Origin of the sequence: Agromyces lapidis (assembly GCF_009749405.1) — a bacterium.
Classification (GTDB): domain Bacteria; phylum Actinomycetota; class Actinomycetes; order Actinomycetales; family Microbacteriaceae; genus Agromyces; species Agromyces lapidis.
In genome coordinates this window covers 70,030-95,260 of the sequence record NZ_WBIQ01000005.1, presented here as the reverse complement: position 1 = coordinate 95,260, position 25,231 = coordinate 70,030, and the positions used below count along the sequence as shown (strand labels likewise).

Below are 25,231 nucleotides of genomic sequence, written 5' to 3'. Positions count from 1 at the left end.
CCGGGTTTGCCGGTACATTCGGGTGCCATGAGCGAACAGATCGCCGAGGGCGCGCGCCGCGCATCCGTCGGATCCGGATTGAACTCCGACGCACTGCAGGAACTGGCGGGCAAGCACCAGACCGGGTATCGGTCGGTCGGCGTGATGGTCTACGACATCCTGAAGGACGCCATCCTCACCGGCACGCTGCCGCCCGGGCAGAAACTGCGTCAGGAGACCCTCGCCGAGTCGATCGGCGTCTCGCGGCTGCCGGTGCGCTCGGCGCTCATCCAGCTCGAAGCCGACGGGCTCGTCGAGTTCCACGAACGACGCGGCGCCGTCGTGAAGTCGCTCTCGGCCGATCAGGCGCGTGAGGTCTACGACATCCGCACGCTGCTCGAGGTCGAGGCGTTGCGTCTCTCGATGGCCGAGATGACGCCCGAGCGCATCGCCCGCCTGCGCGAGCTCGGTCGAACCGCCGACGTCGAAGAGGAGGGCGCCGACTTCGTCGACGCCCGCACCGAGTTCTACGCCGAGCTCTACGACGCGGCCCATCGCCCCGTGCTGTGGGAGATGATCGAGCAGCTCCGCCTCAAGGTCGGCCGCTACGTGCTGGGCTGGCGCCTCGTCGGCGGGGCCGAGCACGGCCACTCGCACGAGGCGCTCGTCGCCGCGGTGGAGGGCGGCGACGCCTCGTACGCCGCCGACGTCTTGCGCTCGCACCTCGAACGCGTTCGCGACGCGGTGCTCGAGCTGCTCGTCGCGGGCGAGGCGGGCGAGGCGGGCGGGGCGAGCGCGCCCGGCGCGACGGCGGGGTCGGCCGGGTCGGCCGCGCGCGGCTGAGGCGCGAGGCATCCGCTTGCGTCGACCCGCTGCATCTGCGCGTCGCTTGCGTTTTGGATCCAGTATCCGAAAGAATGACGTGAGACGACCGCGCGGCTCGACGACGTCGAGGTGACGGCGCCCCGCCGAGCAGGGAGGATGGAGGAGTGTCAGTGCACATCGGTTACGCCGCCATGCTCGAGCAGTTCCCGCCCGCCGAGGCGGTGGCGCTCGCCGCGCTCGCCGAACAGCACGGCTTCACCGGCACCATGGCGACCGACCACTTCCAGCCGTGGACCCCGAGCCTCGGGCAGGCCGCGCACGTGTGGAGCGTGCTCGGCGCGCTCGCCGAACGCACCCGCGGCGACTTCGGCCCCGGGGTGACGACGCCGACCTTCCGCACCCACCCCGCCGTCGTCGCGCAGGCGAGCGCGACGCTCGCCTCGATGCACCCCGGGCGGCACTGGCTCGGCATCGGCTCGGGCGAGGCGGTCAACGAGCACATCGTCGGCCAGTACTGGCCCGAGGCGCCCGATCGCATCAACCGCATGTTCGAGGCCGTCGAGCTCATCAAGAAGCTCTTCGCCGCCTCGATCGCCGGGCGCGACGTGCGTCACTCGGGCCCGAGCTTCAAGCTCGAGACCACCCGCCTGTGGACGATGCCGCCCGTCGCCCCCGAGGTCTACGTCGCCACCGCCGGCCCCGTCACCGCGCGTCGCGCGGGTCGCGTCGCCGACGGGCTCATCACGACGAGCGGCCCCGCCGAACGCCTCGACGCCCTGCTCGCCCGCTTCGCCGACGGGGCGCGCGACGGCGGCCGCGACGTGCGGCGCATGCCGAAGATCCTGCAGCTGCACCTCTCGTGGGCCGCGACCGATGAAGAGGCCATGCGCAACGCCCTCGCCGAGTGGCCGATCGCCGGCATGCGGTTCGGGCGCAGCGACATCCGTTCGCCGTTCGAGTTCGAGCAGCTCGCCCGAACGGTGCGCCCAGAGGACTTCGAGGGCCGCATGGTCGTCTCGGCCGACCCCGACCGGCACCGTGCCGAGATCCAGCGCCATCTCGACCTCGGCTTCGACCGCATCTACCTGCACAACGTCGGCCGCAACCAGGCCGAATGGATCGAGGTCTTCGGCCGCGAGGTGCTGCCCGGGCTGCGCGCATGACCGGCGGTGCCGCGCCCGGCGGCTGGACCCTCGTCGTGCCGGTGAAAGCCTTCTCGGCGGCGAAGACCCGGCTCGGTCCGGCGGTGCCCGCCGAGGCGCGGGCCGCACTCGCCCGGGCGTTCGCCCTCGACACGATCACCGCGGCCCGCGCCGCGCGCGGCGTCGAGCGGGTGATCGTCATCACCGGCGAGGTCGATCTCGGGTCGCCGCTGCCGGCGGGCGTCGAACTCGTGCGCGAGGTCGGCGGTGCCGGCGGTGCCGCTGACGAGGGCTCCAGGCCGGGCGGGCTCACCGCGGCGATCGACGAGGGCATCGCCGCCGCCCGCGCCGACTCGCTCGTGTCCGTCGCGGTGCTGCTCGGCGACCTGCCGTCGCTCCGCACGAGCGAGCTCGAGTTCGCGCTCGAGGCCGCGTCGCGGCATCCGCTCGCCTTCATCGCCGATGCCGACGGAACCGGCACGACCCTCGCGACCGCCTCCGCCGGGGTGACCATGCGCCCCGCGTTCGGCGAGCAGTCGGCGTCGCGGCACCGCGAGGCCGGCTTCGCCGACTTGGCCGGCAGTGCGCCGTTCGCGACGCTGCGCCGCGACGTCGACACCGTCGAAGCGCTCGAACAGGCGCTGCGGCTCGGCGTCGGCGCGCACACCGCCGAAGCCGTCGCCGCCCTGGCCGACGGCGCGCTGCCGCACACCGCGCTCGGCCCGACCGCCTCCCCGACTCATCCCACCGACCCTCGAAGAAGGAGCCCCGCATGACCCTCACCCTCGGATACAAGGCCAGCGCCGAGCAGTTCGATCCGCGCGAGCTCGTCGAGATCGCCGTCGCCGCCGAAGGCCACGGCATGCAGTCGGTGTTCACGAGCGACCACTTCCAGCCGTGGCGGCACACCGGAGGGCACGCCCCGTTCTCGCTCGCATGGATGGCCGCGGTCGGCGAGCGAACCTCGACCGTGAAGATCGGTACGAGCGTGATGACGCCGACGTTCCGCTACAACCCGGCGGTGCTCGCGCAGGCCTTCGCGTCGCTCGGTGTGCTCTACCCCGAGCGCATCATCGCGGGCTTCGGCTCGGGCGAGGCGCTCAACGAGATCGCGACCGGCTTCCAGGGCGCTGGCGAACAGGAATGGCCCGAGTTCCGCGAGCGGTACGCGCGACTGCGCGAATCGGTGCGGCTCATGCGCTCGCTCTGGAACGACGAAGGCCAGGTCAGCTTCGAGGGCGAGTACTACTCGACGCACGACGCCTCCATCTACGACCGGCCGGATGTCGCGGTGCCGATCTACATCGCGGCCGGCGGCCCGCAGGTGGCGAAGTACGCCGGCCGCGCCGGCGATGGCTTCATCTGCACCTCGGGCAAGGGCGCCGAGCTGTACGTCGACCAGCTCATGCCCGCCGTCCGCGAGGGGCTCGCGGCCCGCGACGACGGCCGCACCTTCGACGAGTACGACCGCATGATCGAGATCAAGCTGTCGTACGAGGAGGACCTCGACACCGCCCTCGACAACACCCGGTTCTGGTCGCCGCTCTCGCTCTCGAAGGAGCAGAAGCACGACATCACCGACCCCGTCGAGATGGAGCGCGCCGCCGACGCCCTGCCGATCGAGCAGATCGCGAAGCGCTGGATCGTCGGCACCGACCCCGATGCGGTCGTCGAGCAGATCGGGCAGTACATGGACTGGGGCTTCAACCACCTCGTGTTCCACGCGCCGGGGCACGACCAGCGGCGGTTCCTCGAGCTGTTCGAGCGCGACCTGGCGCCGCGGCTGCGGGCGCGCGGCTAGGCGGGAGCCGGGCGGGCGCCGGGCCGCTCGGTCGGCTGCTTGCCCAGCGGCTTGTTCGGCCGATTCGTCGAGTCGCAGGACGATTCGGGCGACGCGCCGGGTGTCGTCGACGCGTCGTGGCCGACGTCCTGCGACTCGGCATTCGTCGTGGCATCCGATGTCGAGATCGAGGCTCGCGCAGCCATCTCGGCTACTCGCTGCGTCGCGCTGCAGCGCGCGATCGAGCTCAGCCGACGGTGAGCCGCTTGGGCTTGAACGTCGGCTCGGGCGGCGCGTCGCCCGCCCGTCGCAACCGGATGGCCGAGTTGAGGTAGAGGAAGGCGAGCGCCCCGGCCTCGATCAAGTAGATGACGTCGGCGATCGGGCTCGGCGTCGGCTCGGCCACACCCGCGAATCGGAGCGCCATGCCGAACAACATGGACGCCGCGACCACGGCGAACAGCAGTCCGAGCTTCCGCGAGAGTTTCGCCGCACGAAGCCGCGCCGAGACTCACTCGGCCGGCTCGGCCACCAGCCCCGTACCGCCGCCGCGTCGAACCGGCTCGGCGACTGCGGTCATGAGACCGTCGGCGTCGACCTCGATCGCTGCGACGGCGCCGATCTCGGACGAGGTCGAGAATGTATGACCGTATGCCGTGAGCGCAACCTCGTACGCCGCTCTGAACGCCGGCTCGGCCGCGACCGCGGCGGTGTTGCGCTGCGAGGCGCGCGGGGCGGCGACGGCCTCGGGCAGTGTCATGCCGAGGTCGATGCGGTTCACGAGCACCTGGGTCACCGTCGTGATGATCATCGAGCCGCCGGGCGAGCCGACGACGAAGCGCACCTCGCCGTCGTCGAGCACGATGGTGGGCGACATCGAGGAGCGCGGGCGCTTGCCCGGCTCGACGGTGTTCGGGTCGGCCGGGTTCGGCACGAAGCTGAAGTCGGTGAGCTCGTTGTTGAGCAGGAATCCGCGCCCGGGCACCGTCATGCCCGAGCCGCCGGTCTGCTCGATCGTGAGCGTGTACGCCACGGCGTCGCCCCACCGGTCGACGACCGAGAGATGCGTCGTCGAGACGTTCTCGGTGTCGGCGGGCTCCTCGAGCGCGGCGGTCTCGCAACCGGCCGCGGAGAGCGGTGCGGGCGCAACGGGCTTCACCGACGCGGCATCCGGATCGATCACGCAGGCGCGCGCGTCGGCGAACCCTTGGCTGAGCAGGGTCGACGTCGGCACGTCGACGAACGCCGGGTCGCCGACATAGGCGTTGCGATCGGCGAAGGCATGCGCGGTGGCCTCGAAGTAGAGGTGCAGCGCCTGCACCGGGTCGGTGCCGAGGTCGAAGTTCTCGAGGATGTTGAGCGACTCGCCGACGGTCGTTCCGCCCGACGACGACGGCGCCATGCCGTAGACGTCGAGCCCGCGGTACTGCACGTGCGTCGGATCCTGTTCGAGCACCTCGTAGTCGGCGAGGTCGTCGGCGGTGAGGTATCCCGGGTATGCGGGCAGTGTCGCATCGGGATCGACGATCGGCGCCTGCGCGACCGCGGCGATCTCGTCGGCGAGTGCCCCCTGGTAGAACACGCCGGTGCCGCCGAGCGCGATCTGACGCATGGTGCGTGCGAGGTCGAGGTTCTTGAAGACGCTGCCCACCTTCGGGGCATCGCCGTCGGGAAGGAAGAGCTCGGCCGTGTCGGGGAAGGCGGCGAACCGCGCCTGGTTCGCGAGCGTCTGGTCGCGGAACGTCTGATCGACGACGAACCCCTTCGTCGCGAGCAGGATCGCCGGCTGCAGGGCCTCGCGCAACGACGTCGTGCCGAGCTCGTCGAGCGCAGCCTCCCACGTCGCGAGGGTGCCGGGCACGCCGACCGAGAGCCCCGACGACACCGCGGAGGCGAAGGCGTAGGGGGCACCGGTCGCCGGGTCGATGAACGCATCGCTCGGCATCGCGGCGGGCGCGGTCTCTCGGCCGTCGATCGTCGTCACCTCGCCCGTCTCGGCATCGAAGTGCACGAAGTATCCGCCGCCGCCGATGCCGGCGCTGTACGGTTCGGTCACGCCGAGCGCGGCTGCGGTGGCGACGGCGGCGTCGACCGCGTTGCCCCCGTCGCGCAGCACTTCGAGCCCGACCGCGCTGGCCGAGGCATCCACCGAGGAGACCGCCCCGCCGAACCCGGTCGAAGTGGCCGGTGCGGGTGGTGCGGGTCGTCCGGTGACGGCGGTGCTCGCCGCCGCGGCATTGTCGGCCGAGGCGGCCGTCGGTGCCGCGAACGCCGCGAGCGAGACGGCGGTGGCGATGGCGATGATGCTGCGGCGCGCACTGGCGCGGCCGCGGTCGACGTTGACCATGGAGACCCCCCGAAGTGGTGACACCTGCCCGTTCGGTGCTCACCGTAGACCCGGGTCGCGTGCGCGGCAACCCCCTCGCGCTCAGTGCAGGCCGGGTCGGTTCACGCTCGATGGGATCGCGCAGAAGTCGTAGTAGAAGCGGGTCGGCGCCTCGGGGTCGCTGACGTCGACGATGACGGATGCCCCGGAATGGGGCAGTTCGTCGCCGGCCAGTGTCCACACCGAGAAGTGCCACACGCCGCGCACCGCGTCGTCGAGCAGGTGCCGGCCGTCGGCGACGAGCACGACGTCGCCGCCCTCGGCGCCCGGGAGCGTATCTGCGCGGAAGGGGTCGATCAGCCCGGTGCGCAGTTGCGACTCGTCGACCGCGCCGAGGCTACGACGAACGACGCTCGGGCCGCGCGCGGTGATCGCGGCAGCGAGCTCATCGGCGAAGCGGGCGGATGCCACGGGGTCGGCCCCCTCGACGGCGACAAGACGCCGCCCGCGGCGGGCGTTGTGCAGGAACTCCTCGGCCACCCATTCGATCGTCGGCAGCGGGCCGGACTGGGTCGGTGACATGCCCCGATGCTACGCCCGCGCGGAGGCACGCGCCCGAGCTCAGGCCCTGGTCTCGGTCAGTGCGGCCTCAGCGACGGCCGCCGGTGCGAGCGACGAGGCCGCGGGCGCGGCGACCGCGATGAGCGGTCGGCCCGTCAGCGGGTGCTCGACGACCTGGGCCCGCACGCCGTAGACCCGTTCGACGAGTTCGGCCGTGAACACCTCGCGCGGGTCGCCCGCGACGACCACCCGCCCGGCGCTGAGCACGATCACGTGGTCGGCGTACGCCGCCGCGTGCGAGAGATCGTGCAGCGCGGCGACGACCGTGAGCCCGTCGCGCGCGAGGCCCGCGAGCAACTCGAGCGCGGTCAGCTGGGCCGCGAGGTCGAGGTGGTTCGTTGGCTCGTCGACGAGCAGCAGTTCGGGCTCCTGGGCGAGGGCACGGGCGAGGGTCACGCGCTGGCGCTCGCCGCCCGAGAGCGACCCGATCGGGCGCGCCGCGAACTCGCGGGCGCCGACCGCCTCGAGCGAGCGCTCGGCGACGGCCCGGTCGTGCTCGCCGGCCGCGGCGAAGGCCCCGAGGTGCGGGGTGCGCCCGATGAGCACCGCCGCCAGCACGCCGAGCTGCGGGTCCACCTCGGCCTGCTGCTCGGCGAGGGCGACGAGACGGGCGCGATCGCGCCGACGCATCCCGGGCACCGAGCGCCCGTCGAAGTGCAGCTCGCCCGCGTCGGCGCGCTCGATCGCGGCGATGAGGTGCAGGAGCGTCGACTTGCCCGCGCCGTTCGGTCCGACGAGCGCGGTGAGCGCGCCGCTCGGCAGGGTCGCGTCGACCCCGTCGATGATCGTGCGTCCGGCGCGGTCGAACCGCACCCGGGAGAGGTCGAGGCTCATGCGAGGCTCCTTCGGCGCAGCAGCAGCCAGGCGAACACCGGGCCGCCGATGAGGGCGGTGAGGATGCCGACGGGCAGCTCGCGCGGGTCGAACAGCGTGCGGGCCCCCGTGTCGGCCCAGACGAGGAAGATCGCGCCCGCGAGGGCCGACAGGGGCAGCAGCGCCCGGTGGCCCGGACCGGTCACGAGCCGCACGGCGTGCGGCAGCACGAGCCCGACGAACCCGATCGAGCCGCTCACCGAGACGAGCGCGCCGGTGAGCAGGGCGGTGCCGCCGAGCAGCAGCACGCGGCTGCGGGCGACGTTCACACCGAGCGCCGCGGCCCCCGACTCGCCGACCGCGAAGGCGTCGAGGGTGCGGGCGCTCGCGAGCAGCGGCATCCCGACGAGCAGGAACGCGCCGCCCGCGATCGCGACCGACACCCAGTCGGTGCCCGAGAGCGAGCCGAGCAGCCAGTTGAGGATCTCGCGGTAGCTGTCGTTCGTCGCGCTCCAGAAGATGACGAGGCTCGTGATCGCGCCGAACACGCTCGACACGGCGATGCCGGCGAGCACGGTCGCCGTCGGTGAGAGGCGGGCGCCGGTCGCGCCGGCGGCACCGCCCGCCCGTCCGGCGCCGAGCGCCAGCCCGATGGTGGCGAGCAGGGCGACGATCGCGCCGGTGAAGGCGGCGAGCGGCAGCACGAGCGACCACCCGAGCACCAGCACGACGACCGCCCCGACCGAGGCGCCCGACGAGAGACCGAGCAGGTACGGGTCGGCGAGCGGGTTGCGGGTGACGGCCTGCAGCACCGCGCCGCACAGCGCGAGGCCCGCACCGACCGCGGCGGCGGTGAGCACCCGCGGCATGCGCAGCTGCCAGACGATGCCGTCGCGGAGCGGCGAGAGCGTCGCCTCGCCGAACCCGAGGTGCGCGGCGACGCTGGCGAGCACGTCGGCCGGCGAGAGCGCCGCGGGTCCGATCGTGACGGCGACGACGATCGAGACGGCGAGCGCCACCCCGAGCCCGACGCCCCACAGGAGCGTGCGGGCCGCGCCACCCGATCGAGTCGCCGAATTCCGTCCTTCCCCGGCGGGGGAAGGGCAGTTTTCGGCGACTCGGCGATCGGTGCCCGGGGCAGCAGGCGCGGCGCCGCGGGCGGCAGGCGCGGTCATCAGCCCTCCAGTGCGTCCAGCTGGTCGACGATCGAGGCCACGGCGTCGACGTTGCGCACGCCCGCCTCGGTCGACGGGAAGTCGACGACCACGTAGCGCTCGCCCTGCACGGCGGGCAGGTCGGCGGTCGCGGGGTTCGAGGAGAGGGCGGCGATCTTCGCGTCGGCGGTGTTCCACGGGGCGTCGACGAGCACGATGACGTCGGGGTTCGCCTCGACGACGGCCTCCCACGACATCGCCGTCCAGGTGTCGTGCACGTCGGCGGCGACGTTGTCGAGCCCCGCGGCATCCATGATCATCTGCGGTGCGCCGATGCCGGCGCCCACGAAGGGCTGGTCGTCGCCCGACGAGTACCAGAGCGCGGTGAACCCGGCCTCCGAGGGCGAGATCGCGTCGAGTGCCTCGCGCTGCGCGGCGACGAGTTCGGCGGCGCGCTCGGGCACGCCGAAGATCGCACCGGCCTCGTCGAACTCGCGGAACACCTCGTCGAAGGTCAGCGGGTCGGGCATGTAGCCCTCGCCCTTGCAGGCGGCGGGGGCGACGTAGCTCGCGACGCCGAGCGAGGCGAGCGAGTCGCGCTCGCCGGCGCCCTCGGCCGAGAGGTTCGACTCCCAGCCGGCGTAGATCAGCTCGGGCTCGACGGCGAGCGTCGCCTCCTGCGAGGGCACCTTGTCGCTCAGCACCTCGAGGTCGGCCGCGGCGTCGGCGTATTCCGACGGCACGGGGCCGTCGCTGAACGCGGTGCCGACGATCCGGTCTTCGAGGCCGAGCGCGAGCATGAGCTCGAGGGTCGACGACTTCACGGTGACGACGCGCTCGGGGGCGGCGTCGAAGGTCACCTCGGTGCCGCAGTTGTCGATCGTGAGCGGGTACGCGGATGCCTCGGTGCCGGCGCCGTTCGCGGCGGAATCGGCGGCGGGGTCGGCGCCCGCTGGTCCCGCGCATCCGGCGAGCAGGGCGACGGCGGCGGTGGCGCCGAGGGCGGCGACGGCGAGCAGGGGGCGGGTGACGTGGGTGCGCATGGGCAGAGTTCCTCCGGGAAAGGGTGCAGGGTGCAACTCCGACGAAGTCGGCGACTCGCGGCCCAATCCCGGGCCACCACGACCGGGCAAATCGAGCCCGGTGGTCGTCGCCAGCATAGCCCCGGAGCGAGTTTCGAATCAATACTGGATTCTGGATCCAGAATAAGTGATGATGGCCTCGCGGGCCCGAATCGAGTGATTCGAATCGGGTCGGGGCGACGGTTCGCCCGCCGTACCGGGCCCGCACGCAACGCAGCGTCGAGATCCGGGAGGACCCGCAGAATGAAGCACACCGAGGTCGAGTTCCACAGCGAGGGCGATCGCATCGCCGCGATCTGGCGCACACCCGACGCCCCCGGCCCGTACCGCGCGATCGTGCAGGGCCCGGGCTGGCTGGGACTGAAGGACGCCAAGCTCTACGTGCGCTACCACGAGGCGCTCACGGCCGCCGGATTCGCCGTGCTCGTCTTCGACTACCGCGGCTTCGGCGACTCGGGCGGTGACCGGGGCATCCTCTCGCCGAACCGGCAGCTGCAGGACCTCGTGAACGCCGTCACCTACCTGACGACCCGCGACGACGTCGTCGCCGACGCCATCGGCGTCTTCGGCACCGGCGGCACGGGCGGCGGCAACGCCGTGCTGCTCGCCGACGCAGACCCGCGCGTCAAGGCCGCCGTGAGCCAGGTGCCCGTCGCCGACGGCACCGACTGGCTGCACCGCATGCGCCAGGAGCACGAGTGGCTCGCCTTCCTCGCGGGCCTCGAGGAGGACCGGCGCCTGCGCGTCACCACCGGCGCAGGCCGGCTCGTGCACCCCCGCGAGGAGATCATGGTGCCGACCCCCGAGCGCCGGGCCACGAACATCAAGGCCGACGTCGACGACAAGATCCCGAGCGCCATCCCGCTCTCGTGCGCCGAGGAGATCCTCGCGTACCGGCCGATCGACGCCGCCGCCCGCCTCGAGACCCCGCTGCTCGTGATCGGCGTCGAGGGCGACGCGACCACGCCCACCGACCACGCCGAGCAGCTCTACGCCGCCGCGCGCGGGCCGAAGCAGCTCGTCATGCAGCGGCACACCACCCACTACGCGGCCTACGACCGCTATTGGACCGAGACCACCCCGCTGATCGTCGACTGGCTCGACCGCTACGTGCGGCCGAGCGACGTCGAGGTCCGCACCACCCGCTCGCCCGGTCAGGGCGAGACCGCAGAACGCCTGGAGGCACCCATGGAAGCAACGCGTCTGGAGGCCGTGCGATGAGCATCGACCTCAGAATCTCGGGCGGCATCGTCGTCACCCCGAGCGGCCCGGTCGCGGCCGACCTGCTCGTCGGCGACGACGGGCGCATCGCCGGCCTCGTCGCGCCCGGCGTCGAGGTCGCGGCGGCACGCGAGCTCGACGCATCCGGCCGTCTCGTGCTGCCCGGCATGGTCGACGTGCACGTGCACACCCGCGAGCCCGGCTACGAGCACAAGGACGACATCCTCACCACCTCGCGGCAGGCGGCCGCCGGCGGCGTGACGACGATGTTCGGCATGCCGAACCTCAACCCGCCGACCGTCGACGTGACGACCCTGCGCGACGTGTTCGACCGTTACGCCGCGAGCTCGATCGTCGACTGGAACCACAACCCGGCGCCGACGAAGTTCGACGACATCGTGCCGATGGCCGAGATGGGCATCTGCGCCTACAAGATCTACATGGTCGTCGACACGGGGCGCACCTACCCGCACCCGGCCGGCACCGGCACCCACGACCACGGCCACCTGCTGCAGATCATGGACCGCATCGCCACCACCGGCAAGCGCTTCATCGTGCACCCGCACGACCAGGCGCTCATGGACTACATCGAGGGCGAGGTGCTCGCCCGCGGCGAGAACACGCCGCAGGGCTACGCCTCGGCGTACGCGGCCCGCGAGGGCGTCATCTGGGACACGGCGATCGACGTCGTGCTTCGGCTCGCCGAGGCATCAGGATGCCCCGTGCACATCGCGCACATCCAGACGCGCCGCTCGATCGACGCGGTGCGCCGCGCGAAGGCCGCCGGCGTCGACGTGACCTGCGAGGTGAACCACTGGGCGCCGTTCCTCTCCACCTGGAACGACGTCGAGACGCTCGGGCCGTACGCGCTGAGCTACTGGGTGCCCGACGACAACCGCGCCGCCGTCTGGGAGGGCATGCGCGACGGCACCATCGACATCGCGAGCTCCGACCACGCGCCGCACACGCGCGAGGAGAAGGAGATCGGCTGGACCGAGATGTGGAGCGCCCACACCGGCACGCCGGGTATCCAGTACTACTACGAGCTCATGCTCGACGCCGTGAACCGCGGCGAGCTGACCCTCGAGCGCGCGGTCGACATGGTCGCCCGCATCCCCGCCGAGAAGTTCGGGCTCGCCGGCGTCAAGGGCGCGCTCGAGGTCGGCGCCGACGCCGACATCGTGATCGCCGACCCGGCCCACGAGTGGACCATCACGAACGACGACGTGCTATCGAAGATCGGCTGGACCCCGTACGACGGCCGCACCATCTCCGCCCGGATCGAGCGCACCCTCGTGCGCGGCCGGGAGGTCTACGCCGACGGCGTCGTCGTCGGCAAGCCCGGTGACGGGAAGCTCGCGGCCGCTCGGGCCGACGGATCGGCGGCGCAGGCCGCTGTGGCGGTCGCTTCGGCCGCGGAAGGGAACTGAAATGAAGTTCGGATTGCTGCTGCCCCACTTCGGCGAAGAGGCGAGTCGCGAGAAGCTGCTCGAGGGCTCGAAGCTCGCCGAGGAGAAGGGCTTCGACTCGGTCTGGGTGCGCGACCACCTGGTGTTCGAGCCGCACGGCGAGATGGAGAAGCCGAACCGCACCTTCTACGACGCGCTCACGACGCTCACCGCGATCGGCGCCGTCACCGAGAAGCTCGAGCTCGGCACGGGCTCGCTCATCCCGTTCCGCCACCCGCTCGTGACGGCGCTCATGGCCGGCACGATCACGCAGCTCGTCGGGCCCCGCCTCATCCTCGGCTTCGGCGCCGGCACCTTCGACCACGAGTTCGAGGCCGTCGGCTGGGGCGACCTCAACCGCGTCGAGATGGTGCGGTCGAACGCCGAGATCCTGAAGCGGGTCTTCACCGAGAACGACGTCACCTACGACGACGGCATCTTCTCGTTCGAGAACGTCACGATCGAGCCGAAGCCCGTCGGTGGGCGCATCCCCTTCTGGTACTGCGGTGCGACGCCGGCCTCGGCCCGCCTCGCGGCCGAGTACGCCGACGGCTGGATGCCGGGACGCATCTCGCTGCGCACCATGGAGAAGCGCATCGCCACGATGCGCGACATGACGGATGCCTCGGGCCGCCCCATGCCGACGGTCGCCGTGATTCCGCCCACCTCCATCGAGGACACCCGCGAAGAGGCCCTGAAGCACGTGAACATCCCGGGCCTGCTCGCCTGGGCGAACAAGGCGCGGTTCACCGTCAAGCCCGAGTCGGGCAGCTTCGAGACCGTCGAGGACCTCGAGGGCCAGCTCATCGTCGGCGACCCCGAGCAGGCCGTCGAGGAGATCCGCAAGTTCGAGGCGACGGGCGTCGAGCACCTCGTGTTCGACTTCCGGTTCAAGTTCGACCGGTTCTTCGAGCAGATCGAGCTGCTCGGCACCGAGGTGCTGCCGAAGTTCCGCCAGGGCCAGGCCGCGGCCTGACCCTGGCTTGCCGGTCGAGGAGCGAGCGAAGTCCCGCTCCTCGACCGGCAGCACTGCTCGACCGCACCACCCCGAAACTCGATGAAGAGGAGAGGACGAATGACGACGACGACCGGCCAGCGGGGCGAGCCCGAGGCATCCCCACCAGCGCCGTTGATCTCGGTGCGCGACCTCTCGGTGACGTACGACGTGGCCCGCACCGGCAAACGCCTCATCGCGATCGAGGGCGTGGACCTCGACGTGCACGAGGGCGAGTTCGTGACAGTGCTCGGGCCGTCGGGCTGCGGCAAGACGACGTTCATGAACGTCGTCGCGGGCCTCGTGAAGCCGTCGACGGGCACGGTGCTCGTCGACGGCTCGCCCGTCACCGGGCCCGGCCCCGATCGCGCCGTCGTGTTCCAGGACTACGCGCTGCTGCCGTGGCGCACCGTCTTCGACAACGTGAAGTTCGGCCTCGAGATGCAGAAGGGGCTGAAGGGCGAGGGCTGGCGCGACCGGGTGCAGGAGGCGATCGAGATGGTCGGCCTCGCGGGCTTCGAGTCGTCGTACCCGCGCGAGCTCTCGGGCGGCATGCAGCAGCGCGTCGGCCTCGCCCGCGCGTTCGTCGCCGAACCGCGCATTCTGCTCATGGACGAGCCGCTCGGCGCCGTCGACGCGCTCACGCGCGAGGTCATGCGCGACGAGATCGACAAGCTCATCCAGAAGACGGGCAAGACCGTGCTCTTCATCACGCACTCGATCGAGGAGGCCATTCTGCTCGGCGACCGCATCGTCGTGTTCAAGAGCCACCCCGGCGCGATCAAGGAGGTCATCGAGACCGGCCTCGAGCGCCCGCGCTCGGAGCGCAGCGTGCAGCACGACCCCCGGTTCCTCGAGCTGCGCGACCACCTGTGGGAGGCGCTGCAGGGTGAGGCGACGGCTGCGGCGGTCTCGAAATGAGCACCTTCCTCGCGAGCGGGCCGAACCTCGGCCGCGGCGGCGTCGGCGCCTGGCTCGCCGGGCTCAGCCCCGCGGGCAAGGCCGGCGTGCTCGCCGTCGAGGTCGTCGTCATGCTCGTCGTCTGGCAGCTCGTGGTCGGGGTGTTCGGGTGGATCAACCCGGTGTTCCTGCCGCCGCCCACGGCGATCTGGCAGGGCTTCGTCGAGCTCGTCTCGAGCGGGGTGCTCTGGCCGAACCTGCTCATCTCGCTGCAGGCGTGGCTCATCGGCTTCGTCGTGGCCGCGGTCATCGCGATCCCGGTGGGGCTGCTCATGGGCACCTCGCTGCCGGTCGACCGCGTCGTCGGCCCCATCGCGTGGACGATCTACGCAACGCCGTCGATCGCCTACCAGCCGCTCGCGAAGGCGTGGTTCGGCTTCGGCATCGGGCCGGTCATCTTCCTCGTCGCGATCAGCGCGCTGTTCCCCATCCTGCTCAACGTGGCGGCGGGCATGCGCACCACGAACCCGTCGATCATCCGCGCGGGGCGCGTGTACGGCGCGAGCCGCACCCAGCTCTACCGTTGGGTGTACCTGCCGTCGACGGTGCCGTTCCTGTTCGCGGGCCTCCGGCAGGCGGTCGTGCTCGCGACGATCGGCATGGTCGTCGCCGAGCTCTCGGGCTCGGCCATCGGCATGGGCGCCCTCATCATCAAGTCGGTCAACACGTACCAGACCGACCAGGCCTTCGCCGCGATCGCGATCATCGTCGCGTGGAGCGTCGGCATGGCCCAGTTCGTGACCCTCGTCGAACGATGGGTCGCCCCGTGGACGAGGAAGGGACGGCGATGAGCGTCACCAGTGCGACGGGGACCATGCGCATCGTGCGGCCCCGCCGGGTCGTGCGCCGCGACGAGGCGAAGTGGACCTGGCTCCTCATCGGCGTCATCGCCGCCATCCTGCTCGTCTGGGAGGCCGCCGTCAGCTGGCTGCACCTCGTGCCCGAGGCGTTCCTTCCGCCGCCCACCGCGGTCGCGGCATCCTTCGCGCAGTTGATGGTCGACCCCGAGTTCTGGTCGGCGTTCGCGTACAGCCTCGGCAACGTCGCGATCGGCCTCGTGCTCGCCGTCGTGGTGGGCGTCGTCGTCGGCCTCGCCGTCGGCTGGTCGCCCGTGCTGCGCTTCACCGTCGCGCCCTTCCTCTGGCTGCTCTATTCGACGCCGAAGGTGGCGCTCGCGCCGCTGTTCATCCTCGGCCTCGGGCTCGGCAGCGAGTCGAAGATCGCGCTGGTGTTCCTGCTCGCCGTGTTCCCGATCATCCTCAACACGATGGAGGGCGCCGTCACCGTGAGCCCCTCGCTCGTGAACGCAGGGCGGGTCTACGGGGTGAACGGCCTCGCGCTGGGCTGGAAGGTCATCTTCCCGGCGACGCTGCCGTACAGCCTCTCGGGCATCCAGCGCGGCGCGGCGCTCGCCTTCACGGGCGAGGTGCTCGGCGAGTTCCTCGGCGGCACCGGCGGCCTCGGGCACCTGCTCGAGTACGCGGCGTACCAGTTCGAGATGGCCGAGGCGATCGCCATGGTCATCGTGATGGTCATCATCGCGAACCTCACGCTGCTGCTCATCTCGACGCTGCGCCGGCGGCTCGCGCCCTGGTACGACGACCGCAAGATCGCGGGGGCGTCGTGACCGCCAGGTCGGTCGGGTAGCGACGAAGGAGCGCATCGAGACCACCGAACCCCGAGCTCTCACAGGCCGCCGGCCTCCGTCTCATGCGCGATGACGGGGGCCGGCTCTGCGTGTGTTCTCAGGGCGGTGCGGTGCGGTGCGTCAGCGCTGTCGAGTGCCGTGGCCGCCGACCTCCGGCTGGGCCACTCCCTCCAGCGAAGGCGACCACATGACCACATGACCACACGAATCGCGACCACACCGCCACATGACCACGCCCCGTCACGGCGGGAACCCCGACCGGGGCTGCCGTTGGTCGACGGGCGGAGAAGACCCCGAGATTCATCCTCCTCCTTCGGTATGAACGACGGCCTCCAAGGACCCGATGCCCGGCGGGGAGCGTAGCTTTGCCGCATGCGAACGATGGGGCGATTCAGGGTGGTCGGCGAGATCGCGGTGGCGGTCGTGCTCGTGGCGTGGTGGTTCATCGTCGAGGGCTCGAGCATCGCGTCCTCGGTGCCGGTCCGCACCGAGAGCTTCGTCGGTTCTCCGTATGCCGCGCTCACGGTGATCGGCTTCGGGCTGGTGTTCGCGCTCGCCCGGTCGAGGCCGCAACTCGCGTTAGGGCTGCTGGGAGTCATCCTCGTCTGCCAATTGCTGTTCTGGCCGGCGCGGCTCAGCCAGACGGGCTGGACCGCCTATTTGATCCTGCTCGCCGTGCCGTACCTGCTCGCCGCTTCGGCATCGGTTCGCAACCGGCGACTGCTCGCGGCGGCGGTCGTCCCCGGGGCGTTGGCGGTCGCGGCGCTGCTCACTCTTCCGAGCTTCTCGATGTCGGGCGAGTGGGGCACGATCAACGGCAAGCCCTGGGACGCGCCCGGCTTGTGGCCGGATGTCGCCGTCTGGTCGGTGATCTGCCTCTGCGTCGCGCTCGGAATGTGGGCGCTCGGTTCGCGCTCGGCGCACCAAGGAGCCGGCGCGCCATCGAACTCAGCCGACCGTGCGGAGACGAATCAGGCCCTGCTCGTCGGCAGTCCTGCGGGCGGGTCGGAGTCGTTGTCGCCTCGCGAGCGGGAGATTTTCGGCCTCGTCGCGAGCGGTATGTCGAACGCCGAGATCGCGAAGCGTGCGTTCGTCGCCGAGACCACCGTGAAGACTCACGTGAGCAGCATCCTGCGCAAGCTGAATGCGAGGTCACGCAGTGAGCTCATCGCGATGGCGCACGCCGACGCCGGCGCCGAGCGCTGACCCGGTGGCGCACGAGAGCCCCCACCGTCATGCGCTGCGGCGGGGGCTCTCGGTTCGAGGCGAGTGCGAGCACGAGCTCGCGACGACTCAGGGGTAGGGCAGCGTCGCCGGCCCCTCGTTGTCGAGGCCGAGCAACTCCTGCGCCTTCTCGAGGTACACGAGCTGCGACTCGTCGAACTCGATGGGCTCGAGCTCCTGGGTCTCGATCGTCGTGTCCCACGCCTCGGCACCGAAGTACAGGTTCTGGCAGGCGAGGTGCCCGTCGAGCACCCAGACGCTGTCCGAGCCGCGGAGCGCCGAGACGTCGAAGTCGTTGGACTCGTAGATGTCGAGCACCGAGTCGACGTTCTCGGGGAACTCGCCGGGCGCGGGCGCCGTCATGTAGTCGGTGGCCTTGAGCGTCGCGCGCAGGAACCGCACCATCGTGTTGGGGTTCTCGGCGGCGTACGCGCTGCCGGACACCATCACGTCGTTGGCCCAGTTGCGCAGCGCCTCGACGGGGAACTCGGCGCCGTGCTCTTCGAGCGCGGGCCGGTCGTCGCCGTAGAACGGCTGCAGGCTGATCTTGTCGTTGACGAAGAACTCGGTCCACGACTCCGAGCCGGGCCCGGGGTAGACGACCTCGACGTTCACCGTGTCGAGGTCCCAGCCCTCCTCCATCAGCACGCGCTTGCGCTGGAACTCGGCGGGATCGCCGGGAGTGCCGGCGAGCACGACCGAGGTGCCGTCGAGGTCGGCGGCATCCTCGATGCCCTGCTGCACGGCGAAGTCGAAGTTCTGCCGGCAGTAGTGGCCGCTGACGAGGTCGACCTCGACGCCTCCGCGGATCGCCTCGATGACGGTGCCGGTCGACTCGACGCCGATGTCGGCGCTGCCCGAGGCGACGGCCGCGGTGACGTTGTCGGCGGTGATGACCTCGACGGTGAGGCCCTCCTCCTCGTAGTAGCCGAGGTCGGTCGCGAGCACGTACATCGAGTACATCGTGATGTCGGGGAAGGGGATGGCCACCGTGATGTCGGTGTCCTCGGCCGCGCCGGGTTCGCCGTCGGCGAGCTCGACGGGTTCGGCGGGGCCGGCGCCGCTCGACGCGGCGCAGCCGGCGAGCAGCGCGAGGGCTGCCAGGGCGGCGATCGCCGCCCGGCCTGATCGGGGGATGGATCTGCGCATGATGCTCCGTTCCTGACGGGTGGTGCGCTGAGGCTCCCGCGGAGAGCGTTTCGCCTCATCGCGAATTGCTGGATACGGTATCCAAAATGAGCGAGACTGTCTATGGTTTTGTCCAGAGCCACGTGAGGCCGGGCCGCGAAGAGGCATGACCCAGAGCTGATTGGGCATGGCAAACCGCTGGCTCGTTCACGCGAGGCATGGATACCGTTTCCGGAGATCTCGCGGAAACGGCCGCGACTCGACGACGAGATGGAGGCAGACGGTGCGTGCAGCGGTGCTCTCGAGCCACGGAGTCGACGGGCTCGCCGTCGCCGTGCGTCCCGACCCGACGCCTGCTCCTGGCGAGGTGCTCGTGCGCGTCGAGATCGTCGGGGTCAATCAGCTCGACCTCAACGTCATCGCCGGGCGCGGCCCCGGCACCGCCGCCAAGTTGCCGCGCGTGCTCGGCCTGGACCCCGCCGGTGTCGTCGTCGCGGTCGGCGCCGGTGTCGACGCCGCCCGCCTCGGCGAGGCCGTCGTCGTGAAGCCCAACATCGCGTGCGGCGGCTGCGCGGCCTGCGCGCGGGGGCGTGAAGCCGACTGCCCCGCGCAGACGGTCGTCGGCGTGCACCGCGACGGCGGTGCGGCCGAGTTCGTCGCCGTGCCCGCGAAGAACGCCGTCGCTCGCGGAGACATCCCCGCCGCCGTCGCGGCCGCCGCGGTGCACAGCGTGCCCATCGTGCTCAACGCGCTCGAGACCGCGGGGGTCGTCGCGGGCGAGCGCGTGCTCGTCACCGGTGCGGGCGGCACGCTCGGCCGGGCCGCCACCGCCATCGCGGCGCACCGCGGCGCCGAGGTCGTCGCCGCGTCGCGCTCGGTGATCGAGGCATCCGAACTGCCCGAAGGGGTCGTGAGCGTCGCCGCGACGGATGCCACCGCGCTCCGCGCGCAGCTCTCGGAGCGCCATCCGGGCGGCTTCGACGTCGTGATCGACGTCAGCGGCAACGGGCCGACGCTCGGCGCCGGGGTCGCCGCGCTCGCCTGGGGCGGGCGGGCCGTGTTCTGCGCCGCCGTCTCCGACCGCTCGCTCGAGCTCGACACCCTCGACTTCTACCTGCGCCGCAAGCGACTCATCGGGGTCGCGAGCGCCGACTACGCCCAGGTGCGGCGCGCCCTCGAGCTCGTGGCGGCGGGCGCCGTCACCCCGCTCATCGGCACCCGGTACCCCCTCGCCGAGATCGGCCGCGCCTACCGCGGCTTCGCCGACTCGCCCCCAGGAAAGGTGATCATCGATGTCCGCTGAACAGGCCGGCCCGCTCGCCGGCATCCGCGTGATCGAACTCGGCCAGTACATCTCGGGGCCGTACGCCGCGAAGCTGCTCGCCGACCTCGGCGCCGACGTCGTCAAGGTCGAGTCGCCGGGCGGCGACCCCATGCGCCGTTGGGAGGGGCGCGGCACGATGAGCCCGCAGTTCGCGGCGTACAACCGCGGCAAGCGCGCCGTCGTGCTCGACCTCAAGAGCGAGCGCGGGCTCGCCGAGCTGCTGCGGCTCGCGGGCGACGCCGACGTGCTCATCGAGAACTTCCGGCCGGGCGTCGCACGCCGGCTCGGCTTCGGCCCCGAGGTGCTGCGCGAGCGCAACCCTCGCCTCGTGAGCTGCGCGATCACCGGCTTCGGCGCCGACGGCCCGTACGCCGCCCGCCCTGCGTACGACACCGTCATCTCGGCGGTCGGCGGCATGTACAGCCAGGTGGTGCCCGAGCACATCCTGCGCCCGCTGGGACCGGCGTTCTCCGACCTGCTCTCGGGCATGCAGGCCGCGCAGGCCGTGCTCGCGGCGCTGCACGCCCGCAACGCGACGGGCCACGGCGAGCACATCGAGGTGTCGATGGTGGGCTCGCTCATCGACTTCCTCACCGAGGCGGCGTCGACCTACCTCGAGACCGGCCAGGTCGCCGGTCCCCACTCGCGCCCGCGCCGCGCGCAGGCCTACGCCTGCCGCGGCTCCGACGGGCGCGCCTTCGTCGTGCACATGTCGGTGCCCGAGAAGTTCTGGACCGGGCTGCTCGACGTGCTCGAGCACCCCGAGCTCGCTGAGGATCCGCGCTTCGCGAGCCGCGAGGCGCGGGTCGCGAACTACGACGCACTCGACGCCCTGCTGAAGGCGATCACGGCGCGGATGCCACGGCAGCACTGGCTCGATCGGCTCGCCGCGCACGACATCCCCCACGGACCCCTCAACACGGTCGCCGAGCTGTTCGACGACCCGCAGATCGCCTCGATGGGCCTCGTCGAGGAGATCGACGGGCACGAGGGCACGCCCCTGCGGGTGCCCGTGCCGAGCACCAGGTTCAGCCGCAGCGGGCGCCCGAGGATCCACGCCGCCCCCGGGCTCGGCGAGCACGACGCCGAGCTGCTCGGCGAAGCATCCATGGCACATGAAGGGAGCCGCGCATGACCCGCCCCGACGAGCTCGTCGCGATCGACGTGCACACCCACCCGCAGACCGAGGAGTTCCTCGCCGCGATGGGCAAGCGCCACCAGCAGATGGCGAAGCACTTCGGGCGCGAGCGCCCCGCGGTCTCGTTCGCCGAGCAGGCCGACCAGTACCGCGAGCACAGGATGATGGCGGTCATCGTGAACTCCGACTCCGAGACGACCTCGGGCATCAAGGGCGCGCCGAACGACCTGCTCGGGCGCGCGCAGCTCGACCACCCCGACGTGTTCCTCTCGTTCGCGGGCATCGACCCGTGGAAGGGCGAGGCCGCGATCGCCGAGATCCGCCGCATGCACGGCGAGTACGGCATCAAGGGCGTCGGCGAGCTCAACGCCTCGCGGCAGAAGTTCCTGCCGAACGACCGCCGCTTCTTCCCGATCTGGGAGGCGTGCGCCGAACTCGGGCTCGTCGTGATGTTCCACTCGGGCTTCCCGGGCGCAGGGGCCGGCACCCCCGGCGGCGGCGGGTATCGGCTCGAGAACGCCCGGCCCATCCCGTACCTCGACGACGTCGCGGCCGAGTTCCCCGAGCTCAGGATCATCAGTGCGCATCCCGCCTGGCCGTGGCACCTCGAGAACCTCGCGATGGTGTGGCACAAGTCGAACGTCTACCTCGACCTCTCGGGCTGGGCGCCGAAGTACCTGCCGCCCGAGGTCGTGCGCTACGCCGACTCGCTCATCACCGACCGGGTGCTCTTCGGCTCGGACTGGCCCGTGATGACCGTCGACCGGTGGATGGACGAGTTCGCCGAGCTGCCGTTCAAGCCCGAGTCGCGGCAGAAGATCCTGCTCGACAACGCCCGCAAGCTGTTCGGAATCTGAGAGGGAGCGACATGGCCGAACTCGTGCTCGCGGCCGCGACGCCGCACAACCCGCTGCTCTGGCGCGCGATGCGCGACCCGATGCCCGACGACCTCCAGGGCGTCGCTGCGGGCTTCGCCCGGATCCGGCGGGCCTTCGCCGAACACGAGCTCGACGCGGTCGTCGTGATCGGCACCGACCACCTGCGGCAGTTCTTCTACGACAACTCGCCGGCCTTCGTCGTCGGCAAGGCCGAGTCGTACCACGGCACCTGGGAGAACGAGGTGCGCACCTTCGGCATGGAGCACGTCGAGGTCACCGGGCACCGTGAGCTCGCCGACGAGCTCACGGGCCGCACCGTCCTGCCCGAGACGATCGACCTCTCGGTGAGCCTCGAATGGCGACTCGACCACAGCTTCGTCATCCCGCTGCAGTACGTCAGGCCCGAGCTCGACCTCCCGGTCGTGCCGATCCACACCAACGCGTCGATGCCGCCCGTGCCGAGCGTGCGCCGGTTCGTCGCCCTCGGCGAGCACCTCCGCTCGGCGATCTCGTCGTGGGACTCGGACGCGCGCGTCGCCCTGCTGACCTCGGGGCACATGGCGAACGACGTCGGCGGGCCGCGCACCTTCGCCGGCTCGCCCGACCCCGAGTTCGACCGCGCCGCCGCAGCGTGGATGCGCGACGGCGACCTCGACGGCGCCGTCAGCGTGTGCAGCGACTTCGAGCGCCTCCTCGACGCCGGCTGCATGACCTACCAGTACCTCAACGCGGTCGCCGCGCTCGCCGCGATGGGAGGCCGGCCCGCCGACTTCGTCGACGTGGCGGAGTCGCGGTTCGCGTCGAGCCCGTTCTTCCTGTGGGAGGGCAAGCGATGACGAAGTACATGGTCGACAAGTTCATGCGATGGGTCGAGCTGAGCGACGAGCGGGTCGCCGCCTACGTCGACGACCCCGCCGGCTACGTCGAGGGATGGCTCGGGGCCGGCGCCGGGGCGGAGGCCGCGAGCGACGACCGCGAGCTCACCGCCGAGGAGCAGGCGGCGTTCGCCGCACGCGACTACGCGGCGCTGTACGCGCTCGGCGCGCATCCGTATCTCCTGTGGCACTTCACTGAGGCCGTGCACGCGCACGAGTTCACGCCCGAGGTGGGCTGGCGCGAACTCGTCGAGCGCTACCGTGCGGCGGTCGCGCCGCAGGGGCTGGTCGACTACATCCCGTAGGGCGGGAGGGCCTCGAGAAACTACTTGGACAAATGACCCACTTCCCCTAGGCTCGCTCGCAACCCTGGTCGCCATGACGCGCAAAGGAGCGCCGATGCCTTCCTTCCTGCCCCGTGCCGCCGCCTGCCTCGCCCTTGCTGCGGCGGCGGCGCTCGCCATCCCGACGGCCGCCGCGGCGGCCCCGCCGACGCCACCGCCGCCGGCGGCCGCAGCGGTGAAGTCCGACCGCATCACCACGCCCGACGGCCGAACCTTCATCACCGATCAGCAGGGTCGGGCGCTGCAGCTGCGCGGGTTCAACGCGGCCAAGTACGTGCACGACCGTCTGACGCCGGCCGAGGTCGCCGCGATGGCCGATCAGGGCGCCACGTTCCTTCGGCTGGTCGTGCAGTGGCAGTACTTCGAGCCCGAGCAGGGCGAGTACGACGAGGCGTACTTCGACTACGTCGAGTCGGTGCTCGACGCGGCCGACCGCGAGGGCGTGCACGTCATGCTCGACATGCACCAGGACGTGTACGGGCCGGTGTTCGGCGCCTCGGGCGCCCCCGAGTGGGCGACCCGCACCGACGGGCTGCCGTTCGTCGACGACCCCGACAACTGGTTCAACAACTACTTCCAGCCCGCGGTCATGCGGGCCTTCACGCACCTCTACGACGACGCCGACCTGCGTGCGGCGCAGCAGCAGCTCTGGGTCGAGATCGCCGACCGATTCGGCGGCCATGACAGCCTCATCGGCTACGACCTCTTCAACGAGCCGTTCGGCGAGTTCGCAGAGGGTGAAGACTGGGTGACCGCCTCGGCCCGCATGGAGTCGACGAAGATCAGCGACATGTACGAGCGGCTCATCGGCGCGATCCGCTCGGTCGACGACGAGTCGTGGATCTTCCTCGAGCCGACCGTGCTCGTCGGCTACGGCGTGCCCACCCAGTTGCGCACCTTCGACGACCCGAAGCTCGGCTACGCCCCGCACTTCTACAACACGGGCGTCGAAGAGGGCGGCGACTGGCCGGGCGACGACTTCGTGGTGAACTACGAGGCCGCGATCTCGGCGTACCCGACGGCCAACCGCATGCCGTTGATCGTCGGCGAGTGGGGTGTGCCGAACTCGCGCACGCCCGGCAACGCGGCGCTCGTCGCCGCGCAGGTCGCGTCGATGGAGCGCTTCGCGAGCGGCTGGGCCATGTGGTACTGGTGCCGCGCCGACGGCGGCGGCTACTGCGCGATGGATGCCTCGGGCAACGCCGCACCCGGCAACGAACCCGCGTTCGGCCCCTACGCCCGCGCGATCGCGGGAATGCCCGGTGCCGAGCACTTCGACGCGGCGAGCGGTGCCTACACGCTGAGCTACACCGCGGCGGGCGGACCGACGGACGTCTGGGTGCCGTCGTCGGTGTACGCGACGTCGCCCAAGGTGACGATCACGGGCGGCAAGGCGCACTACGACAAGAAGAAGCAGACGCTGCGCATCACGGCGAAGCCGGGGGCGGCGGTGTCGGTGACGCTCGGGCGTTGAGCGACTGCGGCGCTGAGGAACCGCGGTGCCGGGCTCGGGTGATCGCCCGAGCCCGACGCCGTTCTACTCCGCGGCCGGGGGTGCGTCGCGGAGGCCCGCGAGATCGGCCAGCCCGGCGAGCACCCGGGCCAGGCCGAACTCCCACGCCCGTTCGGCGTCGTACGGGCCGCCCATCGCCTCGCCGGCGGCGCGGCCGACCCGCTGGGCGAGGGGGAGGTCGTCGCCGAGATACGCGGCCAGCCCCGCCACCGACTGCTCCCACAGCTCGCTGAACTCGCCCGTCTCGGGCCGCACCACGATGCGCGCAGCGGTCGCGCGGGTGAAGTCGAGCACGAAGGTCAGTGCCGCGTCGCGCGAGACGTCGTCGAGCGAGGTGCCGTCGAAGGCGTGCAGTTCGCGGTCGTATTTCGCGATGGTGCCGGGCCCGAGGGCGGTTCGCGGGTCGTCGAGGTCGAGCAGCCACGGATGCTCCCTCAGGAGCGCGAGGTTGTCGTCGGCCACGCGGCGCACTCGGGTTCGCCATGTCGAACGCCCGAACGGCGTCGGCGTCATGCTGCCGTGCGCCTGATCGGCCATCAGCACGAGGAGGTCGTCGCGGCTGTTCACGTGCGTGTAGACCGACATCGGCGTCAGTTCGAGCTTCTGCGCCAGTGCTCGGATCGTGACCGCGCCGATCCCGCCCTCGACGGCGAGGTCGATGGCGAGGGTCACGACATCGGTGGTCGAGTGGCGGGCCTTCGGGCCACGGCGGCGGCTGACGGGTGCGGCCGCCCGGTCGCGCCAGAGGAGGTCGAGCAGCGGTTCTGGCAATGCGGTCCTCCTCCGGGAATAGCGGCGCTATAACTGTACGTTG

General features: G+C 71.4%; 26 protein-coding genes. 17 read left to right on the top strand and 9 right to left on the bottom strand.

Features of this window, described 5'->3' with window-relative positions; genetic code table 11:
- The first annotated feature begins 27 nt into the window (after nt 1-27).
- The 4 genes from GQQ93_RS07390 to fgd all read left to right on the top strand — a co-directional run bounded on the left by GQQ93_RS07390 (nt 28) and on the right by fgd (nt 3,747).
- Nucleotides 28-822: a GntR family transcriptional regulator gene (locus GQQ93_RS07390; RefSeq protein ID WP_157423604.1), complete on the top strand. Its 795-nt coding sequence runs from the start codon at nt 28-30 to the stop codon at nt 820-822.
- 146 nt (nt 823-968) lie between these two features.
- A complete protein-coding gene (locus GQQ93_RS07385) occupies nt 969-1,967 on the top strand; it encodes a TIGR03557 family F420-dependent LLM class oxidoreductase (protein WP_246192172.1) in 999 nt (332 codons plus the stop codon).
- Complete coding sequence (cofC, locus tag GQQ93_RS07380; protein WP_170296149.1) at nt 1,964-2,722, top strand: 2-phospho-L-lactate guanylyltransferase; 759 nt, start codon at nt 1,964-1,966, stop codon at nt 2,720-2,722. The genes GQQ93_RS07385 and cofC overlap by 4 nt, the downstream gene beginning before the upstream one ends.
- A complete protein-coding gene (gene fgd / locus GQQ93_RS07375) occupies nt 2,719-3,747 on the top strand; it encodes a glucose-6-phosphate dehydrogenase (coenzyme-F420) (RefSeq protein WP_157423602.1) in 1,029 nt (342 codons plus the stop codon). Before cofC ends, fgd begins: the two co-directional genes overlap by 4 nt.
- On the opposite strand, the gene GQQ93_RS07370 is transcribed toward fgd, so the two are convergent.
- From GQQ93_RS07370 to GQQ93_RS07340, 7 genes are all read right to left on the bottom strand, one after another.
- Entirely contained in the window at nt 3,744-3,932 is a 189-nt protein-coding gene (locus GQQ93_RS07370; protein ID WP_157423601.1) for a hypothetical protein, read from the bottom strand. The two genes, fgd and GQQ93_RS07370, sit on opposite strands and share 4 nt — an antisense overlap.
- A 41-nt stretch (nt 3,933-3,973) precedes the next feature.
- Entirely contained in the window at nt 3,974-4,153 is a 180-nt protein-coding gene (locus GQQ93_RS07365) for a hypothetical protein (protein WP_157423600.1), read from the bottom strand.
- Between the two features lie 84 nt (nt 4,154-4,237).
- Nucleotides 4,238-6,073 carry a gamma-glutamyltransferase gene (ggt, locus tag GQQ93_RS07360; RefSeq protein ID WP_157423599.1) on the bottom strand — a complete coding sequence of 612 codons (1,836 nt, stop codon included), beginning with the start codon at nt 6,071-6,073 and terminating at the stop codon, nt 4,238-4,240.
- Nucleotides 6,074-6,154: 81 nt separating this feature from the next.
- Nucleotides 6,155-6,634 (bottom strand): nucleoside/nucleotide kinase family protein, encoded by a 480-nt coding sequence (locus GQQ93_RS07355; RefSeq protein WP_157423598.1) that lies wholly within the window; start codon nt 6,632-6,634, stop codon nt 6,155-6,157.
- 39 nt (nt 6,635-6,673) lie between these two features.
- Entirely contained in the window at nt 6,674-7,507 is an 834-nt protein-coding gene (locus GQQ93_RS07350; protein ID WP_157423597.1) for an ABC transporter ATP-binding protein, read from the bottom strand.
- Nucleotides 7,504-8,505, bottom strand: a complete 1,002-nt coding sequence (locus GQQ93_RS07345; RefSeq protein WP_376862801.1) for a putative F420-0 ABC transporter permease subunit — start codon at nt 8,503-8,505, stop codon at nt 7,504-7,506. Before GQQ93_RS07345 ends, GQQ93_RS07350 begins: the two co-directional genes overlap by 4 nt.
- A 155-nt stretch (nt 8,506-8,660) precedes the next feature.
- Nucleotides 8,661-9,683, bottom strand: coding sequence for a putative F420-0 ABC transporter substrate-binding protein (locus GQQ93_RS07340; protein WP_157423595.1), 1,023 nt, complete (start codon nt 9,681-9,683; stop codon nt 8,661-8,663).
- 282 nt (nt 9,684-9,965) lie between these two features.
- On the opposite strand from GQQ93_RS07340, the gene GQQ93_RS07335 reads away from it, so the two are divergent.
- From GQQ93_RS07335 to GQQ93_RS18060, 7 genes are all read left to right on the top strand, one after another.
- Entirely contained in the window at nt 9,966-10,943 is a 978-nt protein-coding gene (locus GQQ93_RS07335) for an alpha/beta hydrolase (RefSeq protein ID WP_157423594.1), read from the top strand.
- Nucleotides 10,940-12,373 carry a dihydroorotase gene (locus GQQ93_RS07330; RefSeq protein ID WP_157423593.1) on the top strand — a complete coding sequence of 478 codons (1,434 nt, stop codon included), beginning with the start codon at nt 10,940-10,942 and terminating at the stop codon, nt 12,371-12,373. The genes GQQ93_RS07335 and GQQ93_RS07330 overlap by 4 nt, the downstream gene beginning before the upstream one ends.
- A 1-nt stretch (nt 12,374) precedes the next feature.
- Entirely contained in the window at nt 12,375-13,367 is a 993-nt protein-coding gene (locus tag GQQ93_RS07325; RefSeq protein ID WP_157423592.1) for an LLM class flavin-dependent oxidoreductase, read from the top strand.
- 99 nt (nt 13,368-13,466) lie between these two features.
- On the top strand, nt 13,467-14,306 hold the full coding sequence (locus GQQ93_RS07320) for an ABC transporter ATP-binding protein (RefSeq protein ID WP_157423591.1): 840 nt from the start codon (nt 13,467-13,469) through the stop codon (nt 14,304-14,306).
- A complete protein-coding gene (locus GQQ93_RS07315; protein WP_157423590.1) occupies nt 14,303-15,136 on the top strand; it encodes an ABC transporter permease in 834 nt (277 codons plus the stop codon). The genes GQQ93_RS07320 and GQQ93_RS07315 overlap by 4 nt, the downstream gene beginning before the upstream one ends.
- Complete coding sequence (locus GQQ93_RS07310) at nt 15,133-15,972, top strand: ABC transporter permease (RefSeq protein ID WP_157423589.1); 840 nt, start codon at nt 15,133-15,135, stop codon at nt 15,970-15,972. Before GQQ93_RS07315 ends, GQQ93_RS07310 begins: the two co-directional genes overlap by 4 nt.
- Before the next feature lie 393 nt (nt 15,973-16,365).
- Nucleotides 16,366-17,199 carry a helix-turn-helix transcriptional regulator gene (locus GQQ93_RS18060; RefSeq protein WP_246192170.1) on the top strand — a complete coding sequence of 278 codons (834 nt, stop codon included), beginning with the start codon at nt 16,366-16,368 and terminating at the stop codon, nt 17,197-17,199.
- 87 nt (nt 17,200-17,286) lie between these two features.
- Here GQQ93_RS18060 and GQQ93_RS07300 read toward each other — a convergent pair whose 3' ends face one another.
- A complete protein-coding gene (locus GQQ93_RS07300) occupies nt 17,287-18,366 on the bottom strand; it encodes an ABC transporter substrate-binding protein (RefSeq protein WP_157423588.1) in 1,080 nt (359 codons plus the stop codon).
- A gap of 262 nt (nt 18,367-18,628) precedes the next feature.
- Between GQQ93_RS07300 and GQQ93_RS07295 the strand changes: the two genes are divergently transcribed.
- The 6 genes from GQQ93_RS07295 to GQQ93_RS07270 all read left to right on the top strand — a co-directional run bounded on the left by GQQ93_RS07295 (nt 18,629) and on the right by GQQ93_RS07270 (nt 24,378).
- Nucleotides 18,629-19,648 carry an alcohol dehydrogenase catalytic domain-containing protein gene (locus tag GQQ93_RS07295; protein ID WP_170296148.1) on the top strand — a complete coding sequence of 340 codons (1,020 nt, stop codon included), beginning with the start codon at nt 18,629-18,631 and terminating at the stop codon, nt 19,646-19,648.
- Complete coding sequence (locus GQQ93_RS07290; RefSeq protein WP_157423586.1) at nt 19,638-20,804, top strand: CaiB/BaiF CoA transferase family protein; 1,167 nt, start codon at nt 19,638-19,640, stop codon at nt 20,802-20,804. The genes GQQ93_RS07295 and GQQ93_RS07290 overlap by 11 nt, the downstream gene beginning before the upstream one ends.
- The gene (locus GQQ93_RS07285; protein ID WP_157423585.1) at nt 20,801-21,664 is read left to right on the top strand and encodes an amidohydrolase family protein; all 864 of its coding nucleotides are present in this window, start codon (nt 20,801-20,803) and stop codon (nt 21,662-21,664) included. Before GQQ93_RS07290 ends, GQQ93_RS07285 begins: the two co-directional genes overlap by 4 nt.
- 11 nt (nt 21,665-21,675) lie before the next feature.
- On the top strand, nt 21,676-22,521 hold the full coding sequence (locus tag GQQ93_RS07280; protein WP_157423584.1) for a DODA-type extradiol aromatic ring-opening family dioxygenase: 846 nt from the start codon (nt 21,676-21,678) through the stop codon (nt 22,519-22,521).
- Nucleotides 22,518-22,865: a hypothetical protein gene (locus tag GQQ93_RS07275; protein ID WP_157423583.1), complete on the top strand. Its 348-nt coding sequence runs from the start codon at nt 22,518-22,520 to the stop codon at nt 22,863-22,865. The genes GQQ93_RS07280 and GQQ93_RS07275 overlap by 4 nt, the downstream gene beginning before the upstream one ends.
- 94 nt (nt 22,866-22,959) lie before the next feature.
- The gene (locus GQQ93_RS07270) at nt 22,960-24,378 is read left to right on the top strand and encodes a cellulase family glycosylhydrolase (RefSeq protein ID WP_157423582.1); all 1,419 of its coding nucleotides are present in this window, start codon (nt 22,960-22,962) and stop codon (nt 24,376-24,378) included.
- A gap of 63 nt (nt 24,379-24,441) precedes the next feature.
- Here the strand turns inward: GQQ93_RS07270 and GQQ93_RS07265 are convergent, their stop codons facing one another.
- Nucleotides 24,442-25,188 carry a TetR/AcrR family transcriptional regulator gene (locus GQQ93_RS07265; RefSeq protein WP_157423581.1) on the bottom strand — a complete coding sequence of 249 codons (747 nt, stop codon included), beginning with the start codon at nt 25,186-25,188 and terminating at the stop codon, nt 24,442-24,444.
- Between the last annotated feature and the right edge of the window lie 43 nt (nt 25,189-25,231).